The sequence below is a fragment of the Synechococcales cyanobacterium T60_A2020_003 genome, from assembly GCA_015272205.1.
Taxonomy (GTDB): Bacteria; Cyanobacteriota; Cyanobacteriia; order RECH01; family RECH01; genus JACYMB01.
This window is the reverse complement of sequence record JACYMB010000187.1, coordinates 1-14215: the sequence shown is the minus strand read 5'-3', so window position 1 is coordinate 14215 and position 14215 is coordinate 1. Positions and strand designations below refer to the sequence as shown.

At 54.1% G+C, this 14215-nt stretch carries 14 protein-coding genes; 6 read left to right on the top strand and 8 right to left on the bottom strand.

Annotation, left to right across the window (positions count from 1 at the left end; genetic code table 11):
* Window positions 1-64: 64 nt before the first annotated feature.
* The 3 genes from IGR76_09680 to ffh all read right to left on the bottom strand — a co-directional run bounded on the left by IGR76_09680 (window position 65) and on the right by ffh (window position 2646).
* Window positions 65-463 carry a KH domain-containing protein gene (locus tag IGR76_09680; protein ID MBF2078772.1) on the bottom strand — a complete coding sequence of 133 codons (399 nt, stop codon included), beginning with the start codon at window positions 461-463 and terminating at the stop codon, window positions 65-67.
* Window positions 464-483: 20 nt separating this feature from the next.
* Entirely contained in the window at window positions 484-870 is a 387-nt protein-coding gene (gene rpsP, locus IGR76_09675; protein ID MBF2078771.1) for a 30S ribosomal protein S16, read from the bottom strand.
* A gap of 318 nt (window positions 871-1188) precedes the next feature.
* Window positions 1189-2646 (bottom strand): signal recognition particle protein, encoded by a 1458-nt coding sequence (gene ffh, locus IGR76_09670; GenBank protein ID MBF2078770.1) that lies wholly within the window; start codon window positions 2644-2646, stop codon window positions 1189-1191.
* 168 nt (window positions 2647-2814) lie between these two features.
* Here ffh and IGR76_09665 point away from each other — a divergent pair, with 168 nt between their 5' ends.
* Window positions 2815-4362 carry a DUF4335 domain-containing protein gene (locus IGR76_09665; GenBank protein MBF2078769.1) on the top strand — a complete coding sequence of 516 codons (1548 nt, stop codon included), beginning with the start codon at window positions 2815-2817 and terminating at the stop codon, window positions 4360-4362.
* A gap of 4 nt (window positions 4363-4366) precedes the next feature.
* Here IGR76_09665 and IGR76_09660 read toward each other — a convergent pair whose 3' ends face one another.
* The gene (locus IGR76_09660) at window positions 4367-4648 is read right to left on the bottom strand and encodes a glutathione S-transferase (protein MBF2078768.1); all 282 of its coding nucleotides are present in this window, start codon (window positions 4646-4648) and stop codon (window positions 4367-4369) included.
* An 89-nt stretch (window positions 4649-4737) separates the two neighbouring features.
* Here IGR76_09660 and IGR76_09655 point away from each other — a divergent pair, with 89 nt between their 5' ends.
* The 5 genes from IGR76_09655 (at window position 4738) to IGR76_09635 (ending at window position 10104) form a co-directional block, all read left to right on the top strand.
* Complete coding sequence (locus IGR76_09655; protein ID MBF2078767.1) at window positions 4738-5163, top strand: DUF1622 domain-containing protein; 426 nt, start codon at window positions 4738-4740, stop codon at window positions 5161-5163.
* Window positions 5164-5294: 131 nt separating this feature from the next.
* Window positions 5295-5993 carry a deoxyribose-phosphate aldolase gene (gene deoC, locus IGR76_09650; protein MBF2078766.1) on the top strand — a complete coding sequence of 233 codons (699 nt, stop codon included), beginning with the start codon at window positions 5295-5297 and terminating at the stop codon, window positions 5991-5993.
* A gap of 77 nt (window positions 5994-6070) precedes the next feature.
* Window positions 6071-7069: a DNA repair protein RecO gene (recO, locus tag IGR76_09645; protein MBF2078765.1), complete on the top strand. Its 999-nt coding sequence runs from the start codon at window positions 6071-6073 to the stop codon at window positions 7067-7069.
* 186 nt (window positions 7070-7255) lie between these two features.
* Complete coding sequence (locus tag IGR76_09640) at window positions 7256-8875, top strand: MFS transporter (protein MBF2078764.1); 1620 nt, start codon at window positions 7256-7258, stop codon at window positions 8873-8875.
* A gap of 62 nt (window positions 8876-8937) precedes the next feature.
* Window positions 8938-10104: a glycosyltransferase family 4 protein gene (locus tag IGR76_09635; GenBank protein MBF2078763.1), complete on the top strand. Its 1167-nt coding sequence runs from the start codon at window positions 8938-8940 to the stop codon at window positions 10102-10104.
* Window positions 10105-10106: 2 nt separating this feature from the next.
* On the opposite strand, the gene IGR76_09630 is transcribed toward IGR76_09635, so the two are convergent.
* The 4 genes from IGR76_09630 to IGR76_09615 form a co-directional block, all read right to left on the bottom strand.
* Window positions 10107-11438 (bottom strand): hypothetical protein, encoded by a 1332-nt coding sequence (locus IGR76_09630; protein MBF2078762.1) that lies wholly within the window; start codon window positions 11436-11438, stop codon window positions 10107-10109.
* Between the two features lie 144 nt (window positions 11439-11582).
* On the bottom strand, window positions 11583-12026 hold the full coding sequence (locus tag IGR76_09625) for a pre-peptidase C-terminal domain-containing protein (GenBank protein ID MBF2078761.1): 444 nt from the start codon (window positions 12024-12026) through the stop codon (window positions 11583-11585).
* Window positions 12027-12581: 555 nt separating this feature from the next.
* Window positions 12582-13268 (bottom strand): rhomboid family intramembrane serine protease, encoded by a 687-nt coding sequence (locus IGR76_09620; GenBank protein MBF2078760.1) that lies wholly within the window; start codon window positions 13266-13268, stop codon window positions 12582-12584.
* Between the two features lie 11 nt (window positions 13269-13279).
* Entirely contained in the window at window positions 13280-14197 is a 918-nt protein-coding gene (locus IGR76_09615; GenBank protein MBF2078759.1) for a tetratricopeptide repeat protein, read from the bottom strand.
* Between the last annotated feature and the right edge of the window lie 18 nt (window positions 14198-14215).

Sequence of the window (14215 nt, the reverse complement as noted above, 5' to 3'; positions counted from 1 at the left end):
ACTCACGCGCCTCTCATCCCGACGCTGACCTTTCAGGTACATCGCGGGGCTTCCCATCTAAAAGCTAAGAGCGCGATCGGGGCGATGGCCGCTGTGTTCGACGCTGAGAGGACGAGCGACGGGGAGGGGCTGATTCTGAGTCCGTAGAGTTACCCTCTCCGTTGTAAATGTCAAGATGAGCCGATTGACCCGCCAGCTTGGCCGCCGCTTGAACCACGGTTCGAATCGCCTGGATATTGCGCCCCCCTCGCCCAAAGATTCGACCTTTGTCTTCCGCTTCAAAGGCGACTCGGATTAACACTCGACCTGTACGAGCGTTAACCTCACAGTCAACGCTCAGGGCTTCCGTTTGCTCCAGAAACGGCTGGATCAAGAACTGAACCAGTTGGCGATAATCGGGAGCAGCGCTTACATCGGAACGATTTGAAGATGATATGGACGGGGGGGAGCTGAGATCAGGCATGAAGATTCAACGAATAGATACTAACTTTCGGTTGCTTCTGCTTCAGCAGCGGCTTCCTCTTCGGCTGGAGCCTCTGCTGTCGGAGCTTCTGCCACAGCTGTTGCTGCGGGTGCGGGGGCTTCTGCCACAGCGGTTGCTGCTGCCGCTTGAAATGCCTTGCGATGGGGGAGAGGCGGCAAGATGTTTTCGCGAACCAGGATGTCACGAACGGTGTCCGTGGGTTGAGCACCTTGCTCAAGGCGTCGGAGAATGCCGTCCCGATCCAGACGCACCTCATCTGTTCTGGGGTTGTAGAATCCCAGTTCCTCTAGAGGACGACCTTCACGGCGATCGCGGCTATTGATAGCCACAATCCGATAGCTTGCCTCCCGTTTTTTTCCGAACCGCTTCAGTCGCAGCTTGATCATGCCTGAATGCTTTGCTCCTCGATACAACAATGAACGAACACTACAAAAAATTTGGCGTACCAGAACCAGACCGTAGTGTCCTGGCCTGGTGAGTGCATGGGTAGGAGCGATCGCCAGTGAGACGCTGTAACCCCTACTCAGACTGAACCATAGCAGCAGAACCATTCGCCTTGCCACTTAGTTCGATAACATCACACACCGAGTAAAATATCTTAGCACTTTCCCAATAGGTTTCGGTAGATCTGTTACAGAAATCAACGCAGGTCTGATGAGGGAACACGCTAAGACATCCCCGATTCCTCAAAAGGTTCGAGAAATTTAGAGAGACCCAAACCCTTTTTTCTTCTTCTCTTTCTTTTTCTTCTTGCCGGGAGCGCCTGCTCCGGGGTAGCCTCGCCAGCCCGGTTGAGCGCCTGCCGGGTTTGCACTGGGCATGCCGCCGCCGCCAAACATATTGCCCAGTCCCCCTGCCGGAAACTGCCCGCTGCCCATTTGCTGCATGAGGGTGCGCATCCGCTGGAAATCCGTGATCAGCTTACTAACGTCGTTAACCGTATGGCCTGACCCTTGGGCAATACGGCGGCGACGGCTGGGCGAACTGGCTAGCAAATCTGGGTTGCGCCGTTCCTCTAAGGTCATGGAATTAATCATGGATTCCACCCGCTTAAGCTGGACTTCGCCCTGCTCCAACTGTTCGCTGGAAATCTTGTTCAGACCGGGAATCATCTTGACCAAGCCACCCAAAGAACCCATGTTTTTGAGGAGGCGGGTTTGCTTCAAAAAGTCTGTGAAATCGAACTGAGCCGACAGGATTTTCTCCTGCATTTTCTCGGCTTCCGCAAAATCGACCTCTTCCTGGGCTTTTTCCACCAGGGTCAGGACGTCGCCCATGCCCAGGATGCGAGATGCCATCCGATCGGGATAGAAGGGCTGGAGAGCCTCAACCTTTTCACCCACACCGATGAATTTGATGGGCTGACCAGAAATTTGGCGCACCGACAGAGCCGCACCACCCCGGGTGTCACCGTCCATTTTGGTGAGGATTGCGCCCGTGATACCGATTTGGTCGTGGAAGGTGCGGGTTAGATTGGCTGCTTCTTGTCCTGTCATCGCGTCTACAACCAGCAGCACTTCGTGGGGCTGCACCGCCGCTTTGACTTGCGCCAGTTCCGCCATCATGGATTCGTCAATTTGCAGGCGGCCTGCCGTGTCAATAATGACCGTGTCAATGCCGTCAGCTTTCGCCTGTTCCACACCCTGACGCGCAATCTCAACCGGGTTGGCGTCGGCTCCCAGCTCAAACACGGGAACGTTAATTTGCTTACCCAGGGTGATCAACTGGTCGATCGCCGCAGGACGATATACGTCGGTGGCGACCAGCATGGCCGACCGATTTTGCTTGCGGAGGTGGAGGGCTAGCTTGGCGGACGCGGTTGTTTTACCGGTACCCTGCAAGCCTGCCATGAGGATAATGGTCGGAGGCTCGGTGGTTTCGGCAAGGGGGGCATTGGTTTCCCCCATGACCTCTACCAGCTCGTCATAGACAATCTTGATGAACTGCTGATCGGGGCGCACTCCGGCAACGACATCCGCCCCTTGCGCCTTCTCTTGCACCTCGGCGACAAAGTCTTTTACGACTTGGAGGTTAACATCAGCTTCCAGCAGTGCCCGACGCACCTCCCGCAGGGCTTCTTGAATATTGGCATCCGAGATTTTGTCTTGACCTCGGAGTTTTTTCCACGCCGATTCTAAGCGATCGGAAAGCGCATCAAACATAGGACAGGGTTTTGTTGCATTACATCTCTTCTTCTAAACCATATTAAGTTTTTTTTGGGAATCCCATAGAACTGCGTTATTCTTTAGCCGAGGTTTGGGAGATTGAGACCCGCTATTCTCGGCTAAATCACGTGCGTAGGGCTACCTCGTCTAATCTGAAGCTAGGCTATGGCATCACCTGTGAAATCCTCTGACATGCCGTCTATGGCATTCAATCCCGATCTGCTGACCTTGTCCCATGAACCCGATGCGGCTCAGTTGGACAATATCAAGGCGCAGCTAGATTTGTTGCTGCTGGTTTTGGAAGCACTGACCGGCCTTGGTTCGGAGGAAATGCTAACCATGCCTTCAGTTTTACGTCGCTATACCCCACTAACCTGCACGTTAGAGGTGATGGCAACGGAGTCGCCCCTGTCGCGATGGACCGATCGCACGGTAGTGAATCGCCTCCGATTCCGACTGCAATTTGATGATCCCCGCTTGCCGCCCGAAGACCAAATCACCTTAGAAGGCGATCGCTCTGCCTTGGAAGTCCTGAGTGATGTTGTGGACGACTATGTTCAGGCGCAGTTGGTAGAGCCGCCCAGTCTGCCGCGACTAGGGGCGATCGCACGGAACGAAGAGGGGGCGATCGCCCTTCAAGCCCCATTGCAAGATTTAGCTGATCGGCACGATTCCTCAAACTTTGGTATTGCCCTGCATCCCAACGGTAGCCTGTCCCATCGTCTACACCTGGGAGCCTTAGCCCCGGATGCCTCCCATACCGTTATTCAACTCAGCACTCTCCAGCTTTTTGATCTGGCAACGGCTCTGGATGACTGTGCGGGTGATGTAGTGGCGATGGCGACGACCCAGCCATCAGCGTGGTTCAAGCCATCATCAGGATGGTTGCGGGCAGCAGCCGTAATGGTGCTGGCACTGGGAACAACTCTCTCGATTGTGAAATTTGTAGATCCCACGATTCAAACGGCGAGTTCTCCCCCGGATTCGGTAGCCAGCAGTGAGGATCAGCAGTTTGGAGGGATTACTGTGCTGCCCAAAACTGCCGAGTCTGAACTGGGTGCGCCGCAAGTTGACCCGGACACCCTAGAGCCGATTCCACCCCCACCGACCCCTGAGCAATCCCCCTCTGCCCGCACCCCACGGGTTACGGTGCCATCCCAAGCCCCCATTCCCCCAATTACGGCGGAGACACGACCGCCAGTGGCAGCCAGTCCGGTACCTTCCACTGATTTACCTCCGGCTCTCGTTCTGCCCAGTCCCAGCGTGGAATCTGCTCCCAGGGCTAGCCAAAACTCGGATGAACCTGCGATCGCTAGTCGTGCCAGTCTGAACGATGCACCTCAGGCAGAGCAATTTTCGGGGGCTTCAGAGCGTTTAGAGAATCGCAGTATGCCTGACACCGCCGATGCAGGGTCAGAGTCGGTATTCGACGTGATTCCGCAGGTTGCGGAGGTGAGAGCCTATTTCGAGCAGCGATGGCAGCCCCCAACCGGATTGAACAGCGATCTTCAGTACTCGATTGTGCTGAACTCGAACGGCAGCATTCAGAGAGTAGAACCGTTGGGACAGGCGGCGGCGACCTACCTAGACCGTACCAGTATGCCCCTGGCGGGAGAACCCTTTGTATCGGCAACGGCCACAGAGTCCAGTCCTCGGATTCGCCTAGTGCTTAGACCGGATGGAGGGGTGCAAACCTTCCTAGAGTCGCGTTAGGGATTTAGCGAAGCAAGAAGGGAAACACGCTACGAATGGCGCGGCGCAGGTACAGCAGGCGAATCAGTTGGCGAATTTCCGGTGCAATTTCGGGTTCGGGATACCGAGAGAGGTAGTCCTGAAGTTCAGCGTACTCGGCAGCGGTGAGCGGTTCCCCGTCTAGGGGCGATCGCGCTTCTAGGATGATCTCAGTTCTTAAAACCTCTTCGGGGGTGTCCTCTGGGGGAGGCAGAGCGGCGGCGGCATGCGTTAGGGTGAGAATGCTACAGGTGCTAATGCCCAGCATGAATCCAGCTTTACGCCTCAGGTTTGGTTGATCAAACGCGGAGTACATGGTTACGTTTGCACGTTTGCCCATTGTGGATCATTAGCCTCATGGAGATTGATGCTATTCAGTCGAGTATTGCCTCGACCGTTCTGGTTCTGAACAGTATTTTAATTAGTACCTGCCAACTGTTAGCTATTTTTGTGATTTCGGTGGGCATTATCCGGGCGTTGGTGATTTACCTGAGCGAATCTCTGCTGAAAACCCAGTCTCCGGAATCGTTTCAGCGCAGTCGGCTAGAGATGGGCTATTCCTTCTCCTTGGGGCTAAGCTTTCTAATTGGCTCGACGATTATGAAAACGATGGTGTCGAGTCAGCGGGAGGAATTGGGACGCTTGATCACCATCATCGGGGTGCGGACAGCGCTGAATTTGCTGCTTGAACGGGCGATCGCCCAAACCAGTCCACAATCTGAAATCTCGGCTGTTCAAGCGAATGCCGATGGACAGATGGAGTCGATGCATTTCAATTCTTGAGGCCGCAATCCAACCGTATAACATTGCTCCAGAACCGGGAATCTAAGCGACAATAGCAGCATTTGCGTGGGAGATGCGTTTACCGCCATCACTCAGCCCCTGAACCCTTTTGAACCGACGTTTGAACCGTTATGGCACGCGACTATATCGATCTGGATCTGGCTGAATTTATTGATCACACCTTGCTCAGTTCAGTTGCAACACCGGAGTATATTGCCAAGGGATGTGAAGAGGGCGATCGCTTCCAGTTTCCGGCGGTGTGTGTATTTCCAACGCATGTGGATCAGGCGGTGGAACTCTTGCATCAGCGTAAAACCCAGGTGTGTACGGTCATTGGGTTTCCCTGTGGGGCAAACACCTCCGCCACGAAGCTCTATGAGGCGCAAGATGCCGTGGAACGAGGGGCAACCGAACTGGACGTGGTTATTAACCTAAGCTGGCTCAAAAGCGGCAAAACGGAAGAGGTTCATCGCGAGATTGCCGAAATTTGCGAAGAAACGGGCGTATTGGTCAAGGCCATTTTGGAAACGGGACTGCTAACGGATGCCGAGAAAAAACTGGCCGCTGAAATTTGCATGGATGCCGGGGTTCGATTTCTGAAAACGAGTACGGGCTGGTTTGGGGGAGCAACGGTGGAGGATGTGCGTCTTCTGAAATCCGTGGCGAAGGATCAAGTCGGCATCAAAGCATCGGGCGGAATCCGCACCGTTGAACAGGCGACGGAGTTGATTCTGGCGGGTGCAACCCGATTGGGAACGTCGCGCGGTGTGGAACTGGTGTTACAGCAACGGAATGCGACGGATGAGGAGGCTGAGGACTCGCAAGGTTAGGCAGAATAGGGATATGGAAACCCCTAACCCATCGGGCAAGGAGTAAAACTGAGCCGCTGAGATAGCAGGAACACGGAATGGCAGCGACGTACAAGGCAACAGGGATTAACTTAAAGGGGACACCGTTGGGAGAGAGCGATCGCCTCCTGACGGTGCTGACCCGCGAGCATGGCCTAGTGCGAGTTGTTGCGCCGGGAGCCCGGAAGTCGAATTCAAAGCTGGGGGGGCGGAGTGCCCTATTTGTGGTGAATGACCTGCTGATTTCGAAGGGACGCAGTCTCGACCGGATTGTGCAGGCGGAAACCCTAGAGTCCTACCCCGGATTGGGGCAAGATTTGCGAAAGCTAACGGCTAGTCAATACCTGGCAGAGTTGGTGCTATTTCAAGCCCTCAGCGATCATCCCCAAGAGGAATTATTTTGCTTGCTCAACGAGCATTTCACTCGCTTGGACGATGCTCCGCCGGAATTGGCGATCGCCTGCTTAACCCATGCGGTCTACCATTTCCTGGCAACGGCAGGTGTTCCGCCCCAGGTGCATGAATGCTGCCTAACCCAGCGTTCCTTGATGCTGGAACAGCCGAATACGCTCCAAGGCGCAGGATTTAATGTAGTGGCGGGCGGCACTGTGCATTTAGACACGCTGGAACCCGTTGAGGGAGCAACAGCGTTTGCAGGTGCTTCAGGAACACGATCGCCCCAATTCCGTTCGGTAACCTCCCCTTCATCGAATTTGGCATCTCGATCTTTAATCAAGAAAGGGGACTTGCCCAGAGCAGCAACTGGAACAGCATCCTACGCCCCAGCACCATCGATCAAACCGAGAGGACATCTCGTTACGGAACTATCGACCTTGGAACTAGCAATTTTGCAGTGCCTCGCTCAGCCTGTGTTGGTTCGAGCCGATGGTCGGATTCATTTAGACAGCACCCCTCAAATCCCGGAACTGCTCCATCCCATCCCTGTATCAACGTGGCTCAAGCTAGAACACGTTTTACGCCAGTATGCCGAGTACCAGTTTGATCGGTCCATTCGTTCAGCCTGTCTGATCGACACCTGTTTTTCTACACTGTCATAGTAAGCTGACATATAGGGCATCTGTTGATATGAATCGCCTAGTTCCTAAATCATCCTGAAATCCAAAGTTCCTCTGCGTTTCCAGCTTCGAATTGTGTTTCCTCAGTAAGCTCTCCCCCGTATGAAGCATCCCAACTTCTCTAACCCATCGGTGCCATCCTCGCTCCCTCCAATGCAGCCTGCGGCGATGCCTCAGTTGGAGGATAGGTACGGTGGGTTGGATGTTGGTCAATCGGGAGGAGGCTGGCATCCACCGTCGCCGTGGCCAGGGTATTTACAAGCGGCTGAGGACGATTTTACAGATTTAGAACCACCGGGTACGTCTGGACGCTTAGAGGAGTATGGTGCAGGCCAGGATGGGGGTAATCCTTTACAGCGGTTAGGGGCGATCGCCCCATTGAGTGAGGGATCTACTGAGGTATCGACCATTCCTGCGCCTCCGGCTGAACCGTCCAAGCCTGAGGAGTCCGTCCCGGGGGAGGAGGAGTACGAGTTAGGGTTTTTACCTGTTCTCAGAAACTTTAATTTTCTCAAGCTCTGGAGTGGTCAGATTTTTTCCCAGATTGCGGACAAGGTATACCTGGTGCTGATCATCTCCATTGTGGCGAGTCAGTTTCAAGCCGAGGGACAAAGCATTAGCGGCTGGGTGTCGGCCTTGATGATCGCATTTACCATTCCAGCGGTGGTGCTGGGGTCGATTGCGGGGGTGTTTGTCGATCGCTGGTCGAAAAAGGCCGTGCTGACCGTTACGAATTTTCTGCGGGGAGGACTGGTGATGGCGCTGCAGGCGGTGCTGTGGTTGGCTCATGGGCACACGTTTATCGGCGGACTGCCGACCGGGTTCTATGGCCTGTTGTTGATTACGTTCTTAGTCTCCACGCTTACCCAGTTTTTTGCCCCTGCCGAACAAGCGGTGATTCCGCTGATTGTGGAACACAAGCACTTGCTCTCGGCCAACTCCCTCTACACCACCACGATGATGGCGTCGGTGATTATTGGCTTTGCGGTGGGGGAGCCTGCCTTAGAGTTTGTGAATCACCTGATTTCGCTACTGCCGTTTTGGGAGGCGATGCATGTTGCTCCGGATGTGGGTAAGGATATTGCCGTGGGTGGCTGCTATGCGATTGCGGGTGCACTGCTCTTGATTACCAAAACCAAGGAACTTCCTGTAGATCCGGAGAAGGAGCATCCCCATGTTTTTGAGGATATTAAGGACGGGTTGCGCTACCTGGGCAAACAAGGACGAGTGAGAGCAGCATTGATTCAACTGGTGATGCTGTTTTCAATTTTTGCGGCCTTGGCGGTGCTGGCGGTGCGGATGGCCGAAATTATGCCTGCGATCGAGTCGGATCAGTTCGGCTTTTTGCTAGCGGCGGGTGGTGTGGGTATGGCGATTGGGGCGGCGGGGATTGGACAGTTTGGACAGCGGTTTTCGCGGCGGCAGTTGAGCTTAGTGGGTTCCGTGGGTATGGCGATCGCTCTCGCCGTTCTGCCTTTATTTATCCAACAACTTTGGATCACCCTTAGCTTGATCGGTATCTTGGGAACTTTTGCGGCATTGGTGGCAATTCCCATGCAAACCACCATCCAAGCCGAAACGCCCGAAGAGATGCGGGGCAAGGTGTTTGGCCTCCAGAATAATGCCGTTAATATTGCCCTAAGTTTGCCGCTAGCCCTTGCAGGAATTGCCGAAACCTATCTTGGTTTGCAGGCGGTATTCCTAATTTTGTCAGGACTGGCGATCGCAGCAGGCGCGACAACTTGGTATATTTCCCGTAGAGGTTCAACGGACGCATCGTGCCCCTAGGCATCTCGTTCTGGGATCCTCTCTGTGTGGTGATCCCTGTATAAGAACAAAGTAAAACTTGAATGCACATCGCTTGGCTTGGAAAAAAAACGCCCTTCTGCGGCAACGTTACCTACGGTCGGGAAGTGACGGCAGCCCTTGCTGCGCGTGGCTATCAGGTTAGTTTTCTCCACTTTGCTCAGCCTGAACCTGGGTTTGAGGCTGAATCCGAATTTGAGGAAACCTCTGCCGAGTTTCAGGAAGTTCCGCTGCCGTTTCTCTACAAATCACAAATTATTACCATTCCATCCTTGCGATCGGGGAAGGTGCTGTTCGAGTCGCTTCGCCAACTCCGTCCCGATGTGGTGCATGCGTCGTTGACCCTCTCGCCTTTAGATTTCAAGTTGCCCGAAATTTGCGCAGCGTTGGATATTCCCCTCGTCGCCACGTTTCATCCACCGTTTGACCGTAAGCGTCGCAACTTAACCTCCAATACTCAGCACTTAGCCTACCAGGTGTATGCGCCATCGCTGGCAAACTTTGATCGCGTAATTGTGTTTTCCTACATCCAGCGGGATCTGTTGGTGCGCTTGGGCGTTCCCGAAGGGCGGGTAGCGGTGATTCCCAACGGTGTTGATACGGCCAAGTACACGCCGGGATTATCCAATATCAAAACCGAATTGGATGCCAGCACACTATTCGTCTACCAAGGTCGCCTAGCCCTGGAGAAGAACGTAGAGTCGCTGTTGCGGGCATGGCGACACGTAGCCTTGGGCAATGGCGCAAAGCTCTTAATGGTAGGCTCAGGCCCTTTAGAAGCCTCGCTCAAAGCGTTTTATGGAGCTGATTCCAGCATCGTTTGGGCTGGGTTTGTGGGGGATGAGGAGCGCCGCATCGATATTTTGCGGGGAGCGGACGTGTTTATTTTGCCGTCCTTGGTGGAAGGATTGTCCCTATCTCTACTAGAAGCAATGTCCTGCGGCTTAGCTTGCCTTGCTACCGATGCCGGAGCGGATGGCGAAGCCCTAGCGGACGGAGCGGGGGTGGTGCTAGATACCCAGCGAGTGACCAGCCAACTGAAAACGCTGCTGCCGATTTGTCATGAGCATCCCGAATGGACAGCTATCCTAGGGCAAAAGGCTCGGCGGCGCGTCCTAGAACGCTACACGCTGAGCCAAAATATCACGACTCTGGAAGAGTTGTACCACCAGGTGGTTGCCCGACCCTCAGTGTTTGTGAAAAGTAGCTAAGGTTAGGAATCGGATTGTTCCAGGCGTTTTTGCCACTCGGCATCCAGTTTTTCGCGGTTGTCGTACTCCTGATCAGTCAGTTCTCGTTCGGTGGTGTAGGCAAGGTCGTCTGCACTCACAATGGTCTGGGTGGCAAATTGGCGGGCATAGTTGAGCTTTTGCTGAACCGTTTCATCCGCATTGTTGAGGGCGATCGCCCTTTCTTGCCGTTGTTCATTCCGTTTCTCGACCTTCGTGTTCCGTCGCTTCAGCCAGAAATAGCGAAGGGTGGGAACCGCCAGAAACGCAGTACCGTAGGCCAGCAGCACCGGAAAGAGGGCATTCACCAAGGCTACGATTCCCCCTAACTCTGCCACCAACGCCTGATCCTGGAGTAAGGTCTGGAGAACCAGGGCAAGGACAACGTTAAGAACACCCAGCCCTGCCGCCATCGTGAGTTGACCGGACGTAGCCTGACTAAATTTCCAGGGCAGTTCTTTCAGGTAGGCCGGCACGGAAGATTTGCGTTGCTCTTTTGCCGTGACCTGGAGTTCTGGGAAATAGTAAACCAACTGTCCCTCAGGGCTGACCTGAGGCCGACCGTTAAAGCGAGTGAGGACGGGCAGCATGTAGTGTTCGTAGTCCCGGTCAAAGCCTGTGCCGAGATCATCGAGATAGGGGGCAATTTGTTCGGCCACGATCGCCCCTTTGTTATTGCGGATGACCGTGGCAATCGACTGCCAGCGCCGGTCTTCTAAATCCGCATTGGGGTTGCCGTCTCCGAATAGGAATGAGAACACCGCTTCCAGAAAACTCATGTCGCGATCGCCATCCTGATCCCGTTTACGTCCTTTAGACGTTTGGCGAGCTTGGCGGCGGCGATAGTCAGGATCAAAGATCCACACCAAGTCGGGGCCAAACCAGTAACGGGGAATAAAGATCATACCGCCACCGCTGGGAGATGAGTCACGATCGTCATTGTCGCCACGGGAGCTATTAGCCGCGATGACGAGGATAATAATCGCGATGCTAATCAGGAGGATGGACGCAATTAAGAGAATGCCAAAGGAAATCCGAACCAGGTAGAACAACAGGTTCCATACCTTTTGCCATCGTTCCTGCCAACGGAGCTTGCGATACTTGCTGCGGAGGACGCTGCGAAAATTTCGGGGAAAAAGGTAGGCAATTTCTCCGGTTTCGGACACCTGCATGTTGCCGCCCGCATCTGAGGCCAAGGCGAGCAGTCCGCGTTCAGCCGTATTGAGATCAATGCCCGCTTTGGAGGAGACATCTCCGACAGTCACACGGTAATCCAGTTGTTCGACCGCCCGCATGACTGCCGTGTTGAATTCCATACATGTTCCTCACTTGCAACAAGTAAACCTACTTCCAGTATAGGAACTCTGCTTCAACGCGGAATTAGTCTGAACCGATCTTGCCAAGTGAGGATGTCTTCCCCGTCTCGCGGATTCACGGACGGGGAAATCCGGGCTTGAGGGCTATGGCTCTGCACCTTCCGGTGAAACGGTTGGCGTAATGGTGAGTCGATAGGTTCCCAACTGATTGCCTTCTAGGGAATTGGCGATCGCCCGATAGGTACCATCGGCAGGCAGAGTCACGGTGAAGGCTGAGTTCAGAGTGGAATCGTCGGCATCATCGTTATCAGCAACAACGTTATCGTCCGCATCCAGCAACCATAGATAGGTGTCGAATACATCGCTTTCAAGGGTGATGGTGAGTTCCTGCCCGGCTTCTCCGGCAAAGGGATGCTCATCATAAAAACTGCCGTCCGGTAGCACCAGATCACTCGCGTCTAACGTTCCGGTGACATCCAACAGCGCTGCTGCTAGGGGTTCGGCTTGCAGCTTCAGGGGCGCAGGCTCAGCGATCGCCAGTCCTGATCCCAGCAGCGCGATCGCCCCCCCAGGAAATAGCACTGCCAAGTTTAGCCTTAACCTATGAGTGTGCGATCGCATCATGTTTGCTCCGATAAACCATAGGAACATGTTTCAACCTTGAGTGCAGACATCCGGACGGCTTATACCAATTTTGAGTTTTGTTCGCACAGCGTCTCCGCAGGAGAAATTCTCAGTTTTGAGTTGATGATGGGTTGCACCATCAGTGATGCCAGCATTGGATCTGGAGTTAGAATTTCAGAAATGGGCCTTGCAACACTGCGGACACCATTGAGCCGAGAGAAGGATTCTCGTGTAGCGGTCGCCGATTCTCAATCCGTCAAGACGACGGGAAAAAGCAGTTGTTTAGGTGTCAACGAGTAGCAGGATGCCGCACCGAAGGGCGATCGCCCCTCTGGGTTAGTAAGGAGCGATTTCTTGATAGTGTGGGATGCTTAGATCGGTGACTGCTTGTATGCGTCCCATGCGCTTCTTTGGAGAGGTGCATCAGAAGTCGCCGATCTGGAACTATAGCAATCCTATTTGGATTGTGAAACGTGCGCCCCACGGGGCGCACGTTTCACAACTCATCTTTTTCACAAATCACGTAGGAACGCTATATAACGGTGGGGAATTCAATGCGGCTTCACTGAGGATAAAGGCCGTCAGCATTCCGCCCATAAACCCGAATAGATGCATCTCCCAAGAGGTGTAGGGATGGTCAGAATCGGGTAGGATACCAGGAATCAGCCGTCCGTAGAGTAAGCCCACAATAATCGACAGCAAAAACGCCAGCGCATTTCCGGCCGTAATTCCATAGGCCAGCACAAATCCCAGGTATCCATAGGTGACACCACTTGCACCCACATGGGGTGGAAACGCCCGCCCAAAGATCCAAGTGCCAATCCCACTGGCGATCGCCACCGCCGCCGTAACGATATAAAACACCTGCGTCCCTTGCAGCAGAATGAACCAGCCTAGAACCAAAAAGCCAAAGGTATTTTCAAACAAATGTCGTTTTTCGCTATCGTCCTGTCCCCACCCGTGGAGAAAATGGGCAACGAGAATGCCCGGTAGCCCCTCAAGTCGGCGCGGATAGATACCCAAAAGCTGGTTAAGAGACCCTTGGCAAATCGCCCAATTCACAATGTGGATAAACCACGTCATCAGCACAATATCCCGTAAGATCACCGCTTGCCCATGCCAGTCGTTCGGAATCACCGACGAGATCAGCACAATGCTAGCGATCGCCAGGACACACATTTCCAAATTACTGACAGAATGCTTCACGGATGGGTTAACTATGGTAACTGCTGCAAGTATTGTTCGGCGCTAGCAGCCCAGTCGGTATTGCCCTGAGCCGTGAACAGATCGCGAGCATATTCAAACACGCGACGGGCGTTCGTGTAATCTCCCAATTGCATAAAGGTTAAGCCTGCTCCATAGTAGGCATTGGGATAGTTGGCATTCACCTCAGCGGCACTCCGAAACGATTCCAGCGCTTGATCGTAGAGTCCTTGCTGAAACTGGATCGTTCCCAGGGAATAGTAGGCTTCAAAATAATTAGGATCAAGGGCGATCGCTTGCTCAATTGCGGCGATCGCTTCCGGGTAGGCTTGCTGTTGTAAGTAGATCATCCCTTTGTAATAATGGGGTTCGGGCGCTGTCGGGGTCAGAATGCTCGCCTGCTGAAACGCAGCGAAGGCGGCATCAAGCTGTCCCTGCTGTTGGCGAAGTAATCCCAGATTGTAGTAGGCCAACCCCAGCTTCGGATCGAGCGCTAGGGAGTGGAGCAAATAGGCTTCGGCCTGCTCATAGTTGCCCCCCTCTAATAGGGCTGCCCCCAAATTCCCGAATGCCATCGCAAAGGATGGGTCTGTTTGGGTGGCTCCGTAGAAAGCGTTCGCGGCAGCCTGGAGCTGTCCCCCTTGGCGCAGGGCGAGTCCTAAGTTGTAGTACCCAGGGGCAAAGGACGGATCGAGTACCGTTGATTGCTCAAAGGCGGCGATCGCCGATGGCAAATCCCCAGCCTGCACATACTGTAACCCCAGATCCAGATACTCCTCCGGTGTTTGAGGGGTTCCAACGCCCACAGACATTTCTGGCAACGACTGACTCTGGCTAGGCTCAACCCATCCAACCCATAGCGTCCCCTGGAGAACGAGAGACATTCCCACCAATCCAATCCATTGCGGTCTTCGTGCCCAACCCTTCAGCATGGAACCATCCTCGACGGC

What these genes read in the sequence shown, in the direction of transcription:
- recO (MBF2078765.1), top strand. Translation starts at nt 6,071, where the DNA reads ATGGCAGCGACGTACAAGGCAACAGGGATTAACTTAAAGGGGACACCG.
- IGR76_09665 (MBF2078769.1), top strand. Translation starts at nt 2,815, where the DNA reads ATGGCATCACCTGTGAAATCCTCTGACATGCCGTCTATGGCATTCAAT.
- rpsP (MBF2078771.1), bottom strand. Translation starts at nt 870, where the DNA reads ATGATCAAGCTGCGACTGAAGCGGTTCGGAAAAAAACGGGAGGCAAGC.
- IGR76_09630 (MBF2078762.1), bottom strand. Translation starts at nt 11,438, where the DNA reads ATGGAATTCAACACGGCAGTCATGCGGGCGGTCGAACAACTGGATTAC.
- IGR76_09680 (MBF2078772.1), bottom strand. Translation starts at nt 463, where the DNA reads ATGCCTGATCTCAGCTCCCCCCCGTCCATATCATCTTCAAATCGTTCC.
- ffh (MBF2078770.1), bottom strand. Translation starts at nt 2,646, where the DNA reads ATGTTTGATGCGCTTTCCGATCGCTTAGAATCGGCGTGGAAAAAACTC.
- IGR76_09635 (MBF2078763.1), top strand. Translation starts at nt 8,938, where the DNA reads ATGCACATCGCTTGGCTTGGAAAAAAAACGCCCTTCTGCGGCAACGTT.
- IGR76_09660 (MBF2078768.1), bottom strand. Translation starts at nt 4,648, where the DNA reads ATGCTGGGCATTAGCACCTGTAGCATTCTCACCCTAACGCATGCCGCC.
- deoC (MBF2078766.1), top strand. Translation starts at nt 5,295, where the DNA reads ATGGCACGCGACTATATCGATCTGGATCTGGCTGAATTTATTGATCAC.
- IGR76_09640 (MBF2078764.1), top strand. Translation starts at nt 7,256, where the DNA reads ATGCCTCAGTTGGAGGATAGGTACGGTGGGTTGGATGTTGGTCAATCG.
- IGR76_09655 (MBF2078767.1), top strand. Translation starts at nt 4,738, where the DNA reads ATGGAGATTGATGCTATTCAGTCGAGTATTGCCTCGACCGTTCTGGTT.
- IGR76_09615 (MBF2078759.1), bottom strand. Translation starts at nt 14,197, where the DNA reads ATGCTGAAGGGTTGGGCACGAAGACCGCAATGGATTGGATTGGTGGGA.